The sequence below is a fragment of the Bradyrhizobium sp. in8p8 genome, from assembly GCF_000426845.1.
Taxonomy (GTDB): domain Bacteria; phylum Pseudomonadota; class Alphaproteobacteria; order Rhizobiales; family Xanthobacteraceae; genus Bradyrhizobium; species Bradyrhizobium japonicum_C.
The window spans coordinates 226,843-244,175 of the sequence record NZ_AUGD01000004.1 but is presented as its reverse complement, the minus strand read 5'-3'; the positions used below and the strand labels follow the sequence as shown (position 1 = coordinate 244,175).

14 protein-coding genes and 1 pseudogene are annotated in these 17,333 nt (G+C 64.6%); 9 read left to right on the top strand and 6 right to left on the bottom strand.

The features are described 5' to 3' along the window. The first annotated feature begins 176 nt into the window (after positions 1-176). On the top strand, positions 177-1,406 hold the full coding sequence (gene hemA / locus K408_RS0113720) for a 5-aminolevulinate synthase (protein WP_024339096.1): 1,230 nt from the start codon (positions 177-179) through the stop codon (positions 1,404-1,406). 335 nt (positions 1,407-1,741) lie between these two features. Continuing rightward, positions 1,742-5,245 carry a hybrid sensor histidine kinase/response regulator gene (locus K408_RS0113715; RefSeq protein WP_024339097.1) on the top strand — a complete coding sequence of 1,168 codons (3,504 nt, stop codon included), beginning with the start codon at positions 1,742-1,744 and terminating at the stop codon, positions 5,243-5,245. Between the two features lie 71 nt (positions 5,246-5,316). Here the strand turns inward: K408_RS0113715 and K408_RS0113710 are convergent, their stop codons facing one another. The 3 genes from K408_RS0113710 to K408_RS0113700 form a co-directional block, all read right to left on the bottom strand. Continuing rightward, the gene (locus K408_RS0113710) at positions 5,317-5,877 is read right to left on the bottom strand and encodes a cytochrome P460 family protein (protein WP_024339098.1); all 561 of its coding nucleotides are present in this window, start codon (positions 5,875-5,877) and stop codon (positions 5,317-5,319) included. Positions 5,878-5,944: 67 nt separating this feature from the next. Further along, entirely contained in the window at positions 5,945-6,976 is a 1,032-nt protein-coding gene (locus tag K408_RS0113705) for an alpha/beta fold hydrolase (protein ID WP_024339099.1), read from the bottom strand. 34 nt (positions 6,977-7,010) lie between these two features. Further along, a complete protein-coding gene (locus tag K408_RS0113700; protein ID WP_024339100.1) occupies positions 7,011-7,430 on the bottom strand; it encodes an organic hydroperoxide resistance protein in 420 nt (139 codons plus the stop codon). Positions 7,431-7,627: 197 nt separating this feature from the next. Between K408_RS0113700 and K408_RS38035 the strand changes: the two are divergent. Then, positions 7,628-10,467: pseudogene (locus tag K408_RS38035) on the top strand (ATP-binding protein). On the opposite strand, the gene K408_RS0113690 reads toward K408_RS38035, so the two are convergent. Next, complete coding sequence (locus K408_RS0113690; RefSeq protein WP_024339101.1) at positions 10,464-11,144, bottom strand: response regulator; 681 nt, start codon at positions 11,142-11,144, stop codon at positions 10,464-10,466. The pseudogene K408_RS38035 and the gene K408_RS0113690 sit on opposite strands and share 4 nt — an antisense overlap. Before the next feature lie 343 nt (positions 11,145-11,487). Here K408_RS0113690 and K408_RS0113685 point away from each other — a divergent pair, with 343 nt between their 5' ends. Further along, a complete protein-coding gene (locus tag K408_RS0113685; RefSeq protein ID WP_024339102.1) occupies positions 11,488-13,113 on the top strand; it encodes an MFS transporter in 1,626 nt (541 codons plus the stop codon). Between the two features lie 65 nt (positions 13,114-13,178). On the opposite strand, the gene K408_RS0113680 is transcribed toward K408_RS0113685, so the two are convergent. Both K408_RS0113680 and K408_RS0113675 read right to left on the bottom strand, forming a co-directional pair. After that, positions 13,179-13,652 (bottom strand): secondary thiamine-phosphate synthase enzyme YjbQ, encoded by a 474-nt coding sequence (locus K408_RS0113680; RefSeq protein WP_024339103.1) that lies wholly within the window; start codon positions 13,650-13,652, stop codon positions 13,179-13,181. A 103-nt stretch (positions 13,653-13,755) separates the two neighbouring features. Further along, positions 13,756-14,271 (bottom strand): hypothetical protein, encoded by a 516-nt coding sequence (locus K408_RS0113675; protein WP_024339104.1) that lies wholly within the window; start codon positions 14,269-14,271, stop codon positions 13,756-13,758. A gap of 347 nt (positions 14,272-14,618) precedes the next feature. Here K408_RS0113675 and K408_RS0113670 point away from each other — a divergent pair, with 347 nt between their 5' ends. From K408_RS0113670 to K408_RS0113650, 5 genes are all read left to right on the top strand, one after another. Continuing rightward, positions 14,619-14,993: an AtpZ/AtpI family protein gene (locus K408_RS0113670; protein ID WP_024339105.1), complete on the top strand. Its 375-nt coding sequence runs from the start codon at positions 14,619-14,621 to the stop codon at positions 14,991-14,993. 98 nt (positions 14,994-15,091) lie between these two features. Further along, positions 15,092-15,841, top strand: a complete 750-nt coding sequence (locus tag K408_RS0113665) for a F0F1 ATP synthase subunit A (RefSeq protein ID WP_024339106.1) — start codon at positions 15,092-15,094, stop codon at positions 15,839-15,841. Positions 15,842-15,893: 52 nt separating this feature from the next. Further along, complete coding sequence (locus K408_RS0113660) at positions 15,894-16,124, top strand: F0F1 ATP synthase subunit C (RefSeq protein ID WP_008541273.1); 231 nt, start codon at positions 15,894-15,896, stop codon at positions 16,122-16,124. A 60-nt stretch (positions 16,125-16,184) separates the two neighbouring features. Beyond that, complete coding sequence (locus K408_RS0113655) at positions 16,185-16,745, top strand: F0F1 ATP synthase subunit B (RefSeq protein WP_024339107.1); 561 nt, start codon at positions 16,185-16,187, stop codon at positions 16,743-16,745. Between the two features lie 5 nt (positions 16,746-16,750). Further along, a complete protein-coding gene (locus K408_RS0113650; protein WP_024339108.1) occupies positions 16,751-17,236 on the top strand; it encodes a F0F1 ATP synthase subunit B family protein in 486 nt (161 codons plus the stop codon). The last annotated feature ends 97 nt before the right edge of the window (positions 17,237-17,333 follow it).

Genomic DNA, 17,333 nt, shown 5'->3' with positions numbered 1-17,333 from the left:
CTGGGCTGCAGAAGCGCTAGGCGGTTGATCCAAATCAACAATCCCGCGCCATCCGCCGCTATCAATATACCCGCTCGCCTTGCCTCAAATGTGTGCTGGCGCATGGACATTGGAGCTCGAAAAGCTCTAAAAATCGAACGGCCACCTTGGGCCAGGTTCCGCTGCAGGTTTTGCCGATGGATTACAACCAGTTCTTCGATTCCGCCCTCGATCGTCTCCACACCGAGCGGCGCTATCGCGTGTTCGCCGACCTCGAACGCACCGCCGGCCGGTTCCCGCACGCGGTCTGGCACTCGCCCAGGGGCAAGCGCGACGTCGTGATCTGGTGTTCCAACGATTATCTCGGCATGGGCCAGCATCCGAAGGTGGTCGGCGCCATGGTCGAGACAGCCACGCGCGTCGGCACCGGCGCCGGCGGCACCCGCAACATCGCCGGCACGCACCATCCGCTGGTCCAGCTCGAAGCCGAGCTCGCCGACCTCCACGGCAAGGAGGCCGCGCTGCTGTTCACCTCGGGCTACGTCTCGAACCAGACGGGCATCCCGACCATCGCAAAGCTCATCCCGAACTGCCTGATCCTGTCGGACGAGCTCAACCACAATTCGATGATCGAGGGCATCCGCCAGTCCGGCTGCGAGCGGGTCGTGTTCCGCCACAACGATCTGGCGCATCTGGAAGAGCTGTTGAAAGCGGCCGGCCCCGATCGGCCGAAGCTGATCGTCTGCGAGAGCCTCTATTCCATGGATGGCGACGTCGCCCCGCTCGCCAAGATCTGCGATCTCGCCGAGAAGTATGGGGCGATGACCTATGTCGACGAGGTCCACGCCGTCGGCATGTACGGCCCGCGCGGCGGCGGCATCGCCGAGCGCGACGGCGTCATGCATCGCATCGACATCCTCGAGGGCACGCTGGCGAAAGCATTCGGCTGCCTCGGCGGCTACATCGCGGCCAACGGCCAGATCATCGATGCCGTGCGCTCCTACGCGCCGGGCTTCATCTTCACCACCGCTCTGCCGCCCGCGGTCTGCTCGGCGGCCACCGCCGCGATCAGGCACCTGAAGACCTCGAGCTGGGAGCGCGAGCGCCACCAGGACCGCGCCGCCCGCGTCAAGGCGATCCTCAATGCCGCCGGCCTGCCGGTGATGTCGAGTGACACCCACATCGTGCCGCTGTTCGTCGGTGACCCCGAGAAGTGCAAGCAGGCCTCCGACCTGCTGCTCGAAGAGCACGGGATCTACATCCAGCCGATCAACTACCCGACCGTCGCCAAGGGCACCGAGCGGCTGCGCATCACGCCCTCGCCCTACCACGATGACGGCCTGATCGATCAACTTGCCGAAGCGCTGCTTCAAGTGTGGGACCGCCTCGGCCTGCCGCTGCGCGCGAAGTCGCTCGCGGCGGAATAGGCCCTTACCCTTCCCTGGAGGGGCCGGGACGGGCGTAGCTCGCCCGTGGGCCGGCGCACCTTGAGCGCAGCGAATGTGAGACGGGGTTGGATAATGGTCTCTCCACCTCGAACGCTGCCCGCGTGGAGATCACTTCACCCGCTCGCGCTGCGCCCGATCGACCCTCCCCCTCCAGCGGGGAGGCGCCCACGGTGCACGCTTGCACCTTGACGACAAGCCCCGGTTCCTGCCGCCACCCGGCATTTCGCTGTCGCCTCCCCTCGTCCGACGCGCTAGGTTCACGGGGAAAATAAGTTCGGGGCGCTGGCAGCGCCCAGGGGAGAAGCACGCTCACCATGCTGCACGACTGGGGCGTGATCGCCGTCGCCTTCGGCTATATCGGCTTCCTGTTCCTGGTGGCGAGCCATGGCGACCGCCGCTCGCCGGCCAGGCGCGCCTCCGGGCTGATCTATCCGCTGTCGCTGGCGATCTACTGCACCTCGTGGACCTTCTTCGGATCGGTCGGCTTCGCCACCCGGACCTCGACCGACTTCCTCGCGATCTATGTCGGCCCGATCCTGATGATCGGGCTCGGCGCCGGCGTGCTGCGCCGCGTAATCCAGCTGGCCAAAGCCCACAACATCACCTCGATCGCAGACTTCATCGGCGCCCGCTACGGCAAGAGCCAGGCGGTGGCGGCGACCGTCGCCGGAATCGCGATCATCGGCTCGGTGCCCTACATCGCGCTCCAGCTCAAGGCCGTGGCCTCTTCGCTCGAAACGATCCTGACCGAAGACCAGGCCTTCTCCCACATCCCGCTCGTCGGCGACGTGGCGCTGATGGTGACGCTGGCAATGGCGGCGTTCGCCGTGCTGTTCGGCACGCGGCAAACCGACGCCACCGAGCACCAGCACGGCCTGATGCTGGCGGTCGCGACGGAATCCATCATCAAGCTCGTCGCCTTCCTCGCCGCCGGCATCTTCGTCACCTTCTGGATGTTCTCGCCGCACGAACTGATCGAGCGCGCCATGAAGACCCCGGAGGCGGTGCGCACCATCAACTATTCGCCGTCGATCGGCAACTTCCTGACCATGACGCTGCTGTCGCTGTGCGCGATCATGCTGCTGCCGCGCCAGTTTCACGTCAGCGTGGTGGAGAACTCCTCGGACGCCGAGGTCGGGCGCGCGCGGTGGCTGTTCCCGCTTTACCTGGTCGCCATCAACCTGTTCGTGATCCCGATCGCGATTGCCGGCCTCGTCACTTTCCCGTTCGGCGCCGCCGACCCCGACATGTACGTGCTGGCCCTGCCGATGGAGGGGGGCGCGGACCTGCTCAGCGTCGTCATCTTCGTCGGCGGCCTGTCGGCGGCGACCGCGATGGTGATCGTCGAATGCGTCGCGCTCTCCATCATGGTCTCGAACGACCTCGTGGTGCCGCTGGTGCTGCAACGCCGGCCGGAGGGACGCGCCGGCGGTGCCGATTTCAGCGACTTCCTGCTGCGTTCGCGCCGGCTCGCGATCTTCGCCATCATGGTGATGGCCTATTTCTACTATCGCGCGCTCGGCAGTACCCAGCTCGCGGCCATCGGCCTGCTCTCCTTTGCCGCCATCGCCCAGCTTGCACCGAGCTTCTTCGGCGGGCTGCTGTGGCGACGCGCAACCGCGCGCGGCGCCATCGGCGGCATGCTGGTCGGCTTCGCGGTGTGGCTCTACACGCTGTTCATGCCGAGCTTCATGGATTCCTCGACATCAGGCATCATGCTGCTCCAGCACGGCCCGTTCGGCATCGAGGCGCTACGGCCGCAGGCGCTGTTCGGTGCCGACCTGCCGCCGCTGATGCACGGCGTCATCTGGTCGCTGTCGCTCAACATCCTGACCTATGTGCTGCTGTCGCTGGCGCGTCAGCCGTCGTCCATCGAGCTGTTGCAGGCCGATCTGTTCGTGCCCAATACGCTCGCGCCGATCTCCCCGAGCTTCCGCCGCTGGCGCACCAGCGTCACCGTTCAGGACATCCAGACCACTGTGGCGCAATATCTCGGACCCGAGCGCGCGCGGCATTCCTTCGAGGCATTCTCGGCGCGGCGAAACGTGCGGCTGGAGCCTGGAGCGCCTGCCGATTTCGAGCTGCTGCAGCATGCCGAGCACCTAATCGCCTCCTCGATCGGCGCTGCCTCCTCGCGTCTCGTGATGTCGCTGCTGCTGCGCAAGCGGACGGTCTCCGCCAAGGCCGCGCTGAAGCTGCTCGACGACTCCCACGCAGCGCTGCATTTCAACCGCGAGATCCTCCAGACGGCCCTCAACCATGTGCGCCAGGGCATCGCCGTGTTCGATGCCGATCTGCAGCTGATCTGCTCCAACCGGCAGTTCGGAGATCTCCTCAACGTTCCCCCGCATTTGATCCAGTTCGGCACGCCGCTGCGTGAGATTCTGGAGTTTATCGGCGTGGGCGATCCCGAGGATCCGTTCGAGCGCGACGCCGCGCTGGAGCGGCGCCTTGCCGCCTACACCACCGACAGCGAGCCTTATCTCGAACGCCTGCCGGAGCGCCACATGGTGATCGAGGTGCTCACGAACCACATGCCCGGCGGCGGCTTCGTCATCACCTTCACCGACGTCACGCCCAGCTTCGAAGCGGCGGAAGCGCTGGAGCGCGCCAATGCGACGCTGGAAAAGCGCGTGCGCGACCGCACCGAGGAGCTGACCCGGCTGAACTCCGAGCTGGCACTGGCCAAGAGCGCGGCCGAAGACGCCAGCATCTCCAAGACTCGTTTCCTCGCCGCCGCCAGCCACGACATCCTCCAGCCGCTGAATGCGGCCCGGCTCTATGTCACCAGCCTGGTCGAGCGCCAGCACAATGGCGAGGAGACGCGGCTGGTGGAGAACATCGACGAATCGCTGCAGGCGATCGAGGAGATCCTCGGCGCACTGCTCGACATCTCCAGGCTCGACGCCGGCGCGATGACGACCTCGATCTCGAGCTTCAAGATGGCCGACCTGATGCGTTCGCTGGAGATCGAGTTCGCGCCGATCGCCCGCGCCAAGGGCCTGGAGCTCACCTTCGTGCCCTGCTCGCTGCCGGTCGAATCGGACCGCCTGCTGCTGCGGCGCCTGCTCCAGAACCTGATCTCGAATGCAATCAAGTACACCCCGCGCGGCCGCGTGCTGGTCGGCTGCCGCCGCCGCGGCGCCGCGCTCAAGATCTGCGTCTACGACACCGGGGTCGGCATCCCCCCGGTCAAGCGCGGCGAGATCTTCAAGGAATTCCATCGCCTGGAACAGGGGGCGCGGATCGCGCGCGGCCTGGGGCTGGGGCTCTCGATCGTGGAGCGGCTGGCGCGCGTGCTCAACCATGGCATCGCCATCGACGCCAATGCCAGCGGCGGCTCGGTCTTCTTGGTGACGGTGCCGACGGCGAAGGCGATCACCCACACCGCGGCCGTGACCAGCGCAACGCCGCTGGCGCGCACGCCGATCTCGGGCGCGCTGATCGTCTGCATCGAGAACGATGCGGCGATTCTCGACGGCATGCGCACGCTGCTGATGGCCTGGGACGCCGAAGTGATCGCGGTTGCCGATCCGGAAGGCGCGATCGCCGCGATCGAGGCGGCCGGCAAGCGCGTCACCGGCCTGCTCGTCGACTATCACCTCGATCGCGGCAACGGCATCGCGGCCATCCGCGAGATCCGTCGCCGCTTCGGCGATGGCATCCCCGCGATCCTGATCACTGCCGATCGCAGCCCCGCCGTACAGGTCGCGGCGCGCGAGGAGCGAGTCGCGGTGCTGAACAAGCCGGTGAAGCCGGCCTCGCTTCGCGCCCTGCTCGGCCAGTGGCGCACGCAGCAGATGGTGGCGGCGGAGTGAGGCGCAAGGTCAGTAGTCGGTCGAGCTGCCGCTGATGAACCATGTTTTCAATAACGCGATCTCCAGGTGGCCTAAGGTGCCAGCCGCGTGAACACATAATCGCGGCCCTTGGCGCGCGCTTCATGGCACGCGAAGCAGGTGCGATGCTGAGCCTCGTCGACCGGCTTGCCATCGATGAAGCGGCCAAAGCCCCATCCTCCCGTTGCGGCGTACGTCTTGGAGTCCTTGACCATCACCTGGACCGTGGTGGCGGCACCAGGAATCGTTGCGGACGCAAATTCCGGCGACTGCTTCCGCTTCCAAGCACGCTTGACCAGAATGGTGCCGTCCGGAAACGGGAGCTTGCCGGCTTGATACGCCTCCACTGCGGTCTGGTTGCCGACGACGGCGCGAAGCTCGTCGAGCGGCGCGGCCTCTTCGGCAGGTGCGATCAACTCCCACTGCCTGTAGCCCGACGGAATCGTGACGCCGAAAATCGGCGAGGCCTCGGCCGCATTTTGCGCAGGTTCCGCAGCCAGAGCGATCGAGACCAGACATGGCACGCAAGTCAAGACAATGACGAGGAGGAGCACGGCCAGCGTAATCGCCGTGGCATAGGAGCGCTTCTTGTTTTCGGTTTCGAAGGACGTCATGACTTTTTCTTCAATCTGGATTCGGCATATCCTTGGTCCAGTCACGCTGGACCGAGCATCGCATCGATCACCAGGCACCGTCGGCGTCGATGACGGCCTTGGCAAAGGCTTGCGGCGCTTCTTGCGGGAGATTGTGGCCGATGCCCCCGGTGATCAGACGAAACTCGTAACGACCTGAAAACTTCTTCGCATAGGCGCTTGGATCGGGGTGTGGCGCGCCATTGGCGTCGCCTTCCATGGTGATCGTCGGCACGTCGATGACGGGAGCCCCGGCCAACTTCTTTTCGAGATGTTCGTATTTCGCTTCGCCCTGGGCGAGACCCAGCCGCCAGCGGTAATTGTGGATCGTGATCGCGACGTGATCCTTGTTGTCGAGCGCCGCCGCGCTCCGGGCGAACGTGGCGTCGTCGAACTTCCACTGGGGCGAGGCGAGCCTCCAGATCAGCTTGGCAAAATCATGCGTGTACTTCTCGTATCCGGCCCGGCCGCGCTCGGTGGCGAAATAGAACTGGTACCACCATTGCAGCTCAGCCGATGGCGGCAGCGGCGCATTGCCGGCAGCCTGGCTGGAGATCAGATAGCCGCTGACCGACACTAGCGCACCGCAGCGCTCCGGCCACAGCGCGGCGATGATGTCAGCGGTACGCGCGCCCCAATCGAAGCCGGCGACGACGGCCTTCTTGATGTCGAGCTTGTCCATGACCGCGATGATGTCGGCGGCCATTGCGGCAGGCTCGCCGTTGCGCGGCGTCTCTCCCGAGAGGAAGCGCGTCGTGCCATAGCCGCGCAGGTAAGGGATGATCACGCGATAGCCGGCTTTTGCCAGGATCGGCGCGACGTCCACGAACGCGTGAATGTCGTAAGGCCAGCCGTGCAGCAGGATCGCGACGGGGCCGTTCGACGGTCCCACCTCGGCATAACCGACGTTGAGGACGCCCGCATCGACCTGCTTGATCGTGCTGAAGGACGCATTTGATGCAGAGGACGACCTCGCTTCCGTCTCGGCGCGAGCGAACTCAATCACGCCGAGACCGGCGGCGACGGTTCCCGCCGCGATGCCAAGGAAGCTGCGGCGCTGCTGGTTGATGGTTTGCTTCATGATCTTGCTGCCTTGTTGTGATTGGTAGTGCGCCTCAGATCAGGGCGATCGTGACATCGACATTGCCACGAACTGCTTTGGAATAAGGACAGGTCCGATGCGCATCGTCGACGATGCCGCGTGCGATCTCGCGATCTAGGCCCGGCAGGCTGACATTGAGACGCGCCCGGAGCGAATAGGCGCCCTCGTCCAGCATGAGATCGATTTCGGCATCAACAGCGCATTTTCTGGGAAGCTCGATCTTCCGCTTGCGCGCTGCGATCTCCATCGCGCCTTCGAAGCAGGCCGACCAGCCGGCGGCGAACAATTGCTCGGGATTGGTACCGATGCCCGCGCCGCCCGGCGGCGACAGCTTGACGTCCAAGCGACCGTCTGAGCTGCGCGATATGCCGTCGTGGCGCCCGCCGCTGGTGTGGGTCCTGGTCGTGTAGAGTACCTTTGCCGCCTGTGTCATCATGGACTCCTTCGCCGTCGCGCCACTGACTAGCAGCGGCCGCCGCAGCGTGCCCGTTTGGACTTGTGAGAAGTTGTGAGATGCGACCTTACGCGCCTCACAAGGCCTGCATCCGCGATCGCGCCGATGCACGGACGGCCTTGCCGGATCGCGATCATCTGGCTATCGGACCTTCTTGAAGGGACGAAGATTTCGCCATGACCGAGCCGGCCGGCACCACGACGGGAACTCTATCGTTCGGGCCATTCTCCGTGAGGCCGCATGAAAGGCTCGTGATGCGCGACGGCGTCGCCGTGCCGCTCGGCGCGAAAGCATTCGACACGCTCCTGGCGCTGATGTCGCGGCCGAACGAGGTCGTCAGCAAATGGGAGCTGATGGCGATAGTTTGGCCCGGCATCACGGTCGAAGAGAGCAACCTGCGCTTTCACGTCGCAGCCCTTCGAAAGGCGCTCGGCGACGGCAAGGATGGCGCGCGCTACATCGCCACGCTCTCCGGCCGCGGCTATTGTTTCGTGGCGCCGATTTCGCAAGCGCAGCTTCCGGCCGCGCGTCGCTCCGCACCTCGGGCCGAGTTGCCGCCAGTCAAACTCCCGAACCGGCTGCAGCGGATGGTCGGACGCGACGAGGCGCTCGCCGCCATCTCCGAGAAGCTCCTGACCGCACGTTTCGTCACGGTCGCCGGGCCAGGTGGCGTCGGCAAGACCGCCGTCGCGGTGGCGCTCGCCCATGATCTGCTCACGACTTTCTCCGACGCCGCACATTTCGTGGACCTTGCCGCACTGAGCGATCCCGATCTCGTGATCACATCAATCCTGCTGATGCTTGGCTTGCCGGCCGAGGCCGAGGATCCCCTGCCCGCGCTGCTGGCGCATCTGCGGGACAAGCGGATGCTGCTGATCCTCGACAATTGCGAGCACGTCATTGCCGCTGCGGCGCCGTTGGCGGCTGAGATCTTCCATGCGGCGCCGAACGTCCATATCCTCGCGACCAGCCGTGAAGCCCTGCGCGTTGAGGGCGAGCAGGTCTATCGATTGGCCCCGCTCGCTGTTCCGCCCGACGGCGCCGGAGTGACGATCGCTGCAGCACAAGTCTATCCCGCGCTTCAACTGTTCCTCGAACGTGCCGCAGCCAGCGGCGCGCAGATAACGCTCGATGATGCCAATGCCGTGATCATCGCCGGGATCTGCCGCAAGCTCGACGGCATGGCGTTGGCGATCGAGCTCGCCGCTGGCCGGGTCGAAGCCTACGGCCTGGAGCAAACGGCTGCGCTGCTCGACGAGCGCCTCAATCTACTCTGGCAAGGCCAGCGAACGGCGCCACCACGGCAGAAGACGTTGCAGGCCACGCTCGACTGGAGCTACCGGCTGCTGTCGGATCTTGAGCGCCTCGTGCTGCGCAGACTTGCGGTCTTCGCCGGGCACTTCACCATCGATGCGGCACTCGAGGTCGTGCCGGACGAGCGCGTCGACCGCACCCGCCTGTTCGATGCCGTCGACAGTCTCGTTGCCAAATCGATGGTCGCGCCGCGCCCCATAGGCGCCATGATGCGCTACCGCCTGCTCGACACGACGCGCGCCTATCTGCTTGAGATCGAACCGGCCGACGCCGCCCTCGCCGCCCGCCATGCGACTTTTTACCGGCGATGGCTGGAACAGGCCGGGACGACATGGGCGACCGTGCCGAGCGCGGACGAGCGAGCGGCTCACTTCTCGGCGCTTCACAATGTGCGTGCCGCGTTGGAATGGTGCTTCGGCGCAGAGGGTGATTTCGACATCGGTATTGCGCTCGCAGCCGCCGCAGCGCCGATCTTCCTGGCGATGTCGCTGCTAATCGAATGCCGACGCTGGTCAGAACGGGCGCTGCTGGCGATTGCCCCCTCCTCGCGTGGCAGCGCCGAGGAAATGCACATCCAGGCCGCTCTCGGACTGACCTTGATGTTCACCCGCGGCGGCAGCGAAGCGGCGCGGAGCGCCCTGAACAGGAGCCTTGCGATTGCCGCAGCGCGCGGCGACGCACCGAACCAGCTCCAGTTGCTCGGTCGCATGCATATCTTCCACGAACGGATGGGGCGGTTCGAGGCCGCGCTTGGCTATGCGCAGCAAAGCCTTGCGGTCGCGCGATCGCTTGGCGATGCAGGCTCAATCGCCCTCTCTCATTCCCTCATGGGAGTCTCGCTCCACCTGGCCGGCGAGCATCGGGACGCGCTTAAGATGCTGGAGGTGCCTGGCAAGGTCCGGGCACGGAGCGAATCAGCACCGTCCACGGCTTCGATCATCGCAACCGGGCCGGCATCACGCTGGCCCGCGAGCTCTGGTTGCAGGGCCGGCCCGCGGAAGCGCTGCAGCTGGCGCAGCAGACGATCGCCGAGGCCGCGCAGATGGAGCACCCGATCACGCTCTGTATCGCGCTGATCTGGGCGGTCTCGATCTCACTTTGGGGAGGCGACCTCGACGCCGCGGAAGAGAGCATCGATCTGTTCATCGCACATGCCAGATCTCGGTCGATGGGTCCCTATCTTGTGGTTGGCCGCGGCGTGAAGGGAGAGCTGGCGATCCGGCGAGGAAACGCCGCGCATGGCATCCAGACGATCAATGCTTGCCTGCGCGAGCTCCACGGGGCCGGCTACGAACTGCTCACCACGACATTCAACATCGCGCTCGTTCAGGGCTTGGTGGCGCTTGGACAGTTCGAACAGGGCGCAATCCTGATCGATGACGCGATCCGGCTGGTCAAGCAATGCGGCGATCATCTCTACATGCCCGAACTGCTTCGAATGAAAGGTATGACCCTCTTGTCGCTGCCACGGCCTGGGGGCGAGCAAGCAGAGGACCAGTTGATGCAATCACTGGCTTTGAGCCGCCGCAAGGGCGCCACAGCCTGGGAACTGCGCACCGCGATCGATCTCGCCCGGCTGTTTGCCGACCGCGGGCAGCGGGAGGAAGCGAAGCGATTGCTCCAATCGTCGCTCAAGGGCTTTGCCGATGGGTCCGAGACGGCGGATATCAGAGCAGCCAACGGCCTTCTGACCACACTCTAGCGGCTCATCCCGTCGGCATTCCCCTGCTTCCACTGGCCGCCGGCGATCTTGGCCGCGGCAATCACGGCCTGGGTGCGGCTCTCGACGCCGAGCTTTTGCAGAATGGCCGATACGTGGGCCTTGATGGTGGCCTCGGAGACGCCGAGTTCATACGCGATCTGCTTGTTGAGAAGGCCCTCCGACAGCATCATCAGGACCCGGACCTGCTGCGGCGTCAGAGTCACCAGACGGTCGCGCAGGCGCGTCATCTCGGGGTCGGCCGCGGCCGACAGATCCGTGTCGGCCGGAACCCAGACGTCGCCCTCCATCACCTTGAGGATGGCATCGCGCAGCGTCTCGACGCCGAATCGCTTCGGAATGAAGCCGGAGGCGCCGAAATCGAGTGAGCGGCGGATTGTCGCGCTGTCGTCGGACGCCGAGACGATCACGACCGGAATCGCCGGATATTGCGCGCGCAGGTAGATCAGGCCGGAAAAGCCGGAGATCCCGGGCATCGAGAGGTCGAGCAGGATCAGGTCGACGTCCGAGGTCTGCTCCAGAAGCTTGGTCAGATCCTCAAACGATCCGGCCTCATCGATCCTTGCCGAGGCCAGAACCCCGGCCACCGCCTGCCGCAGCGCGTCGCGAAACAGGGGATGGTCATCGGCGATGACGAGATGAGTCGAGGGAGCGTTCATCGTTCTCTTGCTATCGTTCGTGCCGACCCGCGCGCATATCCCGGGGTGCGTCAATTCTTCCCCGAGCCGCCGTGGCATGCAAGGGCACATTATCCCTTTGCCGCAATGGGGTTAATCACCTGCCTGATGACCTGCGCGCTAGTCCCAGATACCGCAACGTCAGCTGCGCGACAGTGCGCAAGGCCGAAAGTCGTATTGGGGCGGGTTTCACGCCGATGTTACCTTGTGGCCAAGACCTGGGTTGATCCGGCACGTCCGGACGCCCGGGGCGCGAGGGAAACGCATTTTTGGGGAGCGATTCAACATGTCGACAGTGGCTGTGTCTGATGCACGCGCGGGGGGGATGACGAAGGACGAACGGTTCGTCATTCTCGCCTCCTCGCTCGGTACCGTCTTCGAGTGGTACGACTTCTATCTCTATGGCTCGCTCGCCGGCATCATCGGCGCGCAGTTCTTCTCGGATTATCCGCCGGCCACTCGCGACATCTTCGCGCTGCTGGCGTTTGCCGCGGGCTTCCTGGTCCGTCCGTTCGGCGCCATCGTGTTCGGCCGTGTCGGCGACATCGTCGGCCGCAAATACACCTTCCTGGTCACCATCCTGATCATGGGCCTGTCGACTTTCATCGTCGGCCTGCTCCCCAATGCGGCCACCATCGGCATCGCCGCCCCGATCATCCTGATCGTGCTGCGCCTCGCCCAGGGCCTGGCGCTTGGTGGCGAATATGGCGGTGCGGCGACCTACGTCGCGGAGCACGCGCCGAACGGCAAGCGCGGCTACTACACATCGTTCATTCAGACCACGGCGACTCTCGGCCTGTTCCTGTCGCTGCTGGTGATCCTGTTCACCCGCACCGCAACCGGCGAGGCCGAGTTCGCGAAGTGGGGCTGGCGCATTCCGTTCCTGGTCTCGGTGGTTCTGCTCGGCATCTCCGTCTGGATCCGGCTACGCCTCAACGAATCGCCAATCTTCCAGAAGATGAAGGAAGAAGGTAAGGGCTCGAAGGCGCCGCTGACGGAAGCCTTCGGGAATTGGCAGAACGGCAAGCTCGTGCTGCTCGCTTTGCTCGGCGGCGTAATGGGCCAGGGCGTGGTCTGGTACACCGGCCAGTTCTATGCGCTGTTCTTCCTGCAATCGATCCTGAAGGTCGACGGCTACACCGCCAACCTCCTGGTCGCCTGGTCGCTGCTGCTCGGCACCGGCTTCTTCATCGTGTTCGGCATGCTTTCCGACAAGATCGGCCGCAAGCCGATCATCCTCGGCGGCTGCCTGATCGCGGCACTTACCTTCTTCCCGATCTTCAAGATGATCACCACCAATGCCAACCCGGCGCTGGAGAAGGCCATCGAGCAGGTCAAGGTCGAGGTGGTGGCCGATCAAGCGGGCTGCGGCGATCTGTTCAATCCGGTCGGCACCCGCGTCTTCACCGCGCCGTGCGATACCGCTCGCGCTTTCCTGTCACAGTCGTCGGTCAAGTACTCGACCACGCCAGCCCCGGCTGGCTCCGGCGTGAAGGTGATGGTCAACGGCAAGGAAGTTCCCTACACGAGCGCCAAGGACAGCAACCCGGCCGTCCTCGCCGCCGTGCAGGCAGCTGGCTATCCGAAGGCTGGTGACGCCGGCATCGTGAAGATGTCGCATCCGTTCGACGTCTTCCGCCCGCAGGTGGCAGCTGTCGTCGGGCTGCTGTTCGTCCTGGTGCTGTTCGTCACCATGGTGTACGGCCCGATCGCGGCAATGCTGGTCGAACTGTTCCCGACCCGCATCCGCTACACCTCGATGTCGCTGCCCTACCACATCGGCAACGGCTGGTTCGGCGGCTTGCTGCCGGCAACCGCCTTCGCCATCGTGGCCTCGACGGGCGACATCTATGCGGGCCTCTGGTACCCGATCATCTTCGCCTCGATCACCGTCGTCATCGGCTTCCTGTTCCTGCCGGAGACCAAGGACGTCGACATCAAGGCGAACTGATCGAAATCATCGATCGGCAACACGAACCGGCCGCGGACTCCGCGGCCGGTTTTGTTTTGAGTGCTTTACTGCAGGCTACCGATGAATTGCAGGACGATCTCACGGCGGTGCGGGCGGCTGCGATGCTCGATCAGATAGATCGCCTGCCAGGTGCCGAGCGCAAGCCTGCCGTTCAGGACCGGAACATGAAGCGAAGTCTGCGTCAGCATCGCCTTGATATGGGCGGGCATGTCGTCGGGCCCTTCCGCATCGTGCGTCCACCCGCCGTCTTCCGGCGCGAGCCGGGACAGCACGGTGGTGAGATCGACGAGCACGGAAGGATCGGCGTTCTCCTGGATCGTCAGCGAGGCAGAGGTGTGGCGAACGAAAAGGGTCAATGCGCCCTCGCCTGCGTGCACCTCGGCGACGAACTTTGCGGCTTCGCCGGTGAGATCGCTGAATCCGCGGCCCGGCGTCTGTACTGTCAGCAATGACGAAGCGATGGTGGAGGCTTGCACGGACGATGCTGCCGAGCGCGTGACGGATTTGGCTGATGTCATGAAAGGTCTCGATCGTTCGAACAAGCGACGTGCCCGCCATCCCCATTCCGTTGCGTCAGTTGGCGGGCACGTTGCGCCCCCCCAAAAGGCGGCTCGCGACGCGCTAGATTTTCCCCGACACGTCCTTCTGCACGCGGTTGGCCATGTCGATCAGCCGCCGCCAGGCCCTCTCGAGGAACGACATCACGCGATCGACGTCCTGATCGCTCGGCAACGGAATCTCGATCTTGCGCTCGCCCTCGGCGACCTTGGGTTCGGCCTTCTTCAGCGGGTCGGATTTCGGCAGCGCCTCGTCGATTTTGCCCGACACAGTCGGCCCTGCCGCCAGCTGTCCCTTCAGCCGTTCGACCTCGGCCTGGAGCCTTCCAATCTCGGCGTCGAGTGCGGTCCGCTCGTCCGGCACCGCGTAGCAGGCCCAGCCTGCGCCGCTTCTGGTGCAGGTCGCTACCGTGCCAGTGCGCGTGTCGAGCCGCAGCACGCCCTCGGGGATGGGCGTCATGCTGTAGCGGCCATTTTCGCCGTCTGGAGCAGATTGCGCGGCTACGGGGCTGCCGCTGACGACGAACACGGCGGCAACCACCGCTAGCCATGATGTTGTGGATGACGTCGCTGGTCTCATCGCTGTCTCCGCCCCGGCGGCTTTGCAATTCTACACCGGCATCGGGAATCCGTGGCCCAAAACCCACCACTGAAACCAACGAACGCCGTGGCTTCTTTGATCGCGGCAACCCGGCGAAAGCACGGCTACATCGGCCGAACATGAGCAGACCTGCTGCGGTGCGGCGTCACGCTGTGTGCAGCGCTGTCGCACATGCCAATATATTCATATAAATCAGCTACATAACTGAAGTAGACGCAATCGTGACTTGGCTTGACTTGATTATGGGCCATCAGTATGGTCCGCGCGGCTTTTGAGGGTGACGGGCGTAATTTCCATTCAGCCGCAGCGTTTCGGGTCTTCGTTGCATGACACAGGGCACGGGACACGGCGAGGATGGAGATCGCGATCGGTCGTCGGAGGAAGCTGCGCTTTCCGAACGGCTCGGGAGCCTGGATCAACGGTTGTCCGAGTTTCGCGACCGCCGGACCAGGACCGAGCAACCCGCAGGTGACGATGGAGACAGAGCGGCCAGAGCCTCGGCGATGGCGCTTGGTTTTCGGTTATCCTCGGAGTTGATCGCCGGGGTCGCTGTCGGGGCGGGGATTGGCTGGGGCTTCGACCACTTGCTGTCGACGTCGCCTTTCGGGTTCATCGTGTTCCTGTTGCTTGGCTTCGCCGCCGGCGTGGTGAATGTGGTGAGAACGGCAGGCGCCGGTCAGAACAGGCGCGGTGGTTCGTAACTGGCTTGGCCAGATTAACTGACGTGCCGCTCGCCGGCACGGCCGGCCGGCCGACCTTGATAGGTCGGCTCGTCCGGCAGACGAGAGATGCCGCGCGGATGAAAATCGACCCGATCCACCAGTTCAACGTCGAACCGCTCTTTACGATCGGCCGTATCGGCGATCACACGATCGCCTTCACCAATGCCTCTCTCTACATGTTTGTGGCGGTGGGGATCATTGCGCTGCTGCTGCTCACCAGCGGCAAGCAACTCGTTCCGGGGCGCCTGCAGTCGGTGTCGGAACTCTCCTATGAGTTCGTGGCCAGCATGATCCGGAGCACTGCGGGCGCGGACGGCATGCGGTTCTTCCCGCTGATCTTCTCGCTGTTCATGTTCATCTGCGTCTCGAACCTGGTCGGCATCGTTCCCTACACGTTCACTGTTACGAGCCACCTCATCGTCACCGCGGCGCTTGCGCTGCTGGTGTTCTTCACGGTCCTGATCTACGGCCTCTACAAGAACGGCCTGAAGTTCCTGAAAGTGTTCGTGCCCTCGGGCGTTCCGGGTTACATCCTGCCGCTGGTCATGGCGATCGAGGTGCTGTCGTTCTTCCTGCGCCCGGTCTCGCACAGCGTTCGACTGTTCGCGAACATGCTGGCCGGCCACATCGCGCTGAAGGTGTTCGCCGGCTTCGTCGCGATGCTCGGCGCCTCTCTTGGCGTGGTCGGCTGGATCGGCGGAGTGATGCCGCTGGCACTTGCCGTCGCGCTCACCGCGCTCGAATTGCTGGTCGCGTTCCTGCAAGCCTATGTGTTTGCGATCTTGACCTGTATCTACCTCAACGACGCCATTCACCCTGGACACTGAGTGATCCGGGTGCTTTTCCACCCACACCTGTCTTTCTTCGAAGGAGTCAAAAATGGATCCGCAAGCAGCGAAATTTCTCGGCGCGGGCATCGCGTGCATCGGCATGGGCGGCGCCGGCATCGGCGTGGCCTTCATCTTCGGCAATTACCTGTCCGCAGCGATGCGCAACCCGGCAGCTGCCCAGGGCCAGTTCGGCAACCTGATTTTCGGCTTCGCCGTGACCGAAGCGCTCGGCATCTTCTCGCTGCTGATCGCTCTGCTGCTGCTGTTCGTCCCGCTCTGAACGCGTTTCGCGCCGCTTCCTGGTGGGAGGCGGCGCGTCTGACAGCAACAGGAGAACTCCATGGCTGAGAGTCATGGCGGCGCCACGGGTACCGGCGCTCACACGGAGGCCGATGGCGGTCACCACGGCGGTGGCTTTCCGCCTTTCGAGAGCAGCACCTTTGCCTCGCAACTGGTGTCGCTCGCGATCGCCTTCGTCGCGCTGTATCTGATCGTCTCCCGGCTCGCGCTGCCGCGTGTCGGCGGTGCGATCGAGGCGCGTCAGAACAAGATCGAAGGCGATCTCGCCGAAGCGCAGAAGCTGAAGGATCAGTCCGAGGCCGCGCTCAAGGCCTATGAAGGTGAGCTCGCGGCGGCGCGCGCGCGTGCTCAGGCGATCGGCAACGAATCCCGCGAAAAGGCGAATGCGCAGGCGGACGCCGAACGCAAGACGCTGGAGCAGCAGCTGGCCGCCAAGCTCGCCGAGGCGGAGAAGACGATCGCCTCGACCCGCGCGACCGCCATGAGCAACGTGCGCGGCATCGCGGCTGATGCGGCCGGCACCATCGTTCAGCAGCTCACGGGCGTCGTTCCGGATGCAGCGTCGGTCAATGCCGCCGTTGACGCATCCTTGAAGGGTTAGTCGAGATGTTCTTCACACCTGAGTTCTGGGTCGCCGTCGCCTTCGTGATCCTGATGGTGATCTTCGGCTATGTCGGGGTGTTCAAGACTGCGATGTCGGCGCTCGATCATCGTGCCGCTCGCATCAAGGCCGAGCTGGACGAGGCGGCGCGCCTCAAGCAAGAGGCAGCCAAGGTGCTGGCCGATTACAAGGCGCGCACTGCATCGGCTGAACGCGAGGCCGCCGACATTATCGCCAACGCAAACGCCGAAGCAGAGCGAATCGCAGCCGAGGCCAAGGCGAAAATGGAAGACTTCGTTGCACGACGGACCAAGACCGCGGAGGGCAAGATCGCGCTCGCCGAGGCTCAGGCTCTCGCCGACGTCCGTGCCGCTGCCGCGGAAGCCGCCGTGCAGGCCGCTTCCGCGATCCTGTCGCAATCCGTCAGGGGCCAAGTCGCCGACGACCTGCTGGCCAAGGGCATCAACGAGGTTCGACAGAAGCTGAATTGAGGGCGAACGCCTTCCGAACAAAAAGGCCGGCGCGACGAGCGCCGGCTTTTTTGTTTGCTGGGTTGCCCGCCTTCGCCGGCAACGACGGCTGAGATTG

Bases quoted from the DNA above. Each gene is read 5' to 3' on its own strand.
- hemA (WP_024339096.1), top strand. From the start codon at position 177: ATGGATTACAACCAGTTCTTCGATTCCGCCCTCGATCGTCTCCACACC.
- K408_RS0113715 (WP_024339097.1), top strand. From the start codon at position 1,742: ATGCTGCACGACTGGGGCGTGATCGCCGTCGCCTTCGGCTATATCGGC.
- K408_RS0113710 (WP_024339098.1), bottom strand. From the start codon at position 5,877: ATGACGTCCTTCGAAACCGAAAACAAGAAGCGCTCCTATGCCACGGCG.
- K408_RS0113705 (WP_024339099.1), bottom strand. From the start codon at position 6,976: ATGAAGCAAACCATCAACCAGCAGCGCCGCAGCTTCCTTGGCATCGCG.
- K408_RS0113700 (WP_024339100.1), bottom strand. From the start codon at position 7,430: ATGACACAGGCGGCAAAGGTACTCTACACGACCAGGACCCACACCAGC.
- K408_RS0113690 (WP_024339101.1), bottom strand. From the start codon at position 11,144: ATGAACGCTCCCTCGACTCATCTCGTCATCGCCGATGACCATCCCCTG.
- K408_RS0113685 (WP_024339102.1), top strand. From the start codon at position 11,488: ATGACGAAGGACGAACGGTTCGTCATTCTCGCCTCCTCGCTCGGTACC.
- K408_RS0113680 (WP_024339103.1), bottom strand. From the start codon at position 13,652: ATGACATCAGCCAAATCCGTCACGCGCTCGGCAGCATCGTCCGTGCAA.
- K408_RS0113675 (WP_024339104.1), bottom strand. From the start codon at position 14,271: ATGAGACCAGCGACGTCATCCACAACATCATGGCTAGCGGTGGTTGCC.
- K408_RS0113670 (WP_024339105.1), top strand. From the start codon at position 14,619: ATGACACAGGGCACGGGACACGGCGAGGATGGAGATCGCGATCGGTCG.
- K408_RS0113665 (WP_024339106.1), top strand. From the start codon at position 15,092: ATGAAAATCGACCCGATCCACCAGTTCAACGTCGAACCGCTCTTTACG.
- K408_RS0113660 (WP_008541273.1), top strand. From the start codon at position 15,894: ATGGATCCGCAAGCAGCGAAATTTCTCGGCGCGGGCATCGCGTGCATC.
- K408_RS0113655 (WP_024339107.1), top strand. From the start codon at position 16,185: ATGGCTGAGAGTCATGGCGGCGCCACGGGTACCGGCGCTCACACGGAG.
- K408_RS0113650 (WP_024339108.1), top strand. From the start codon at position 16,751: ATGTTCTTCACACCTGAGTTCTGGGTCGCCGTCGCCTTCGTGATCCTG.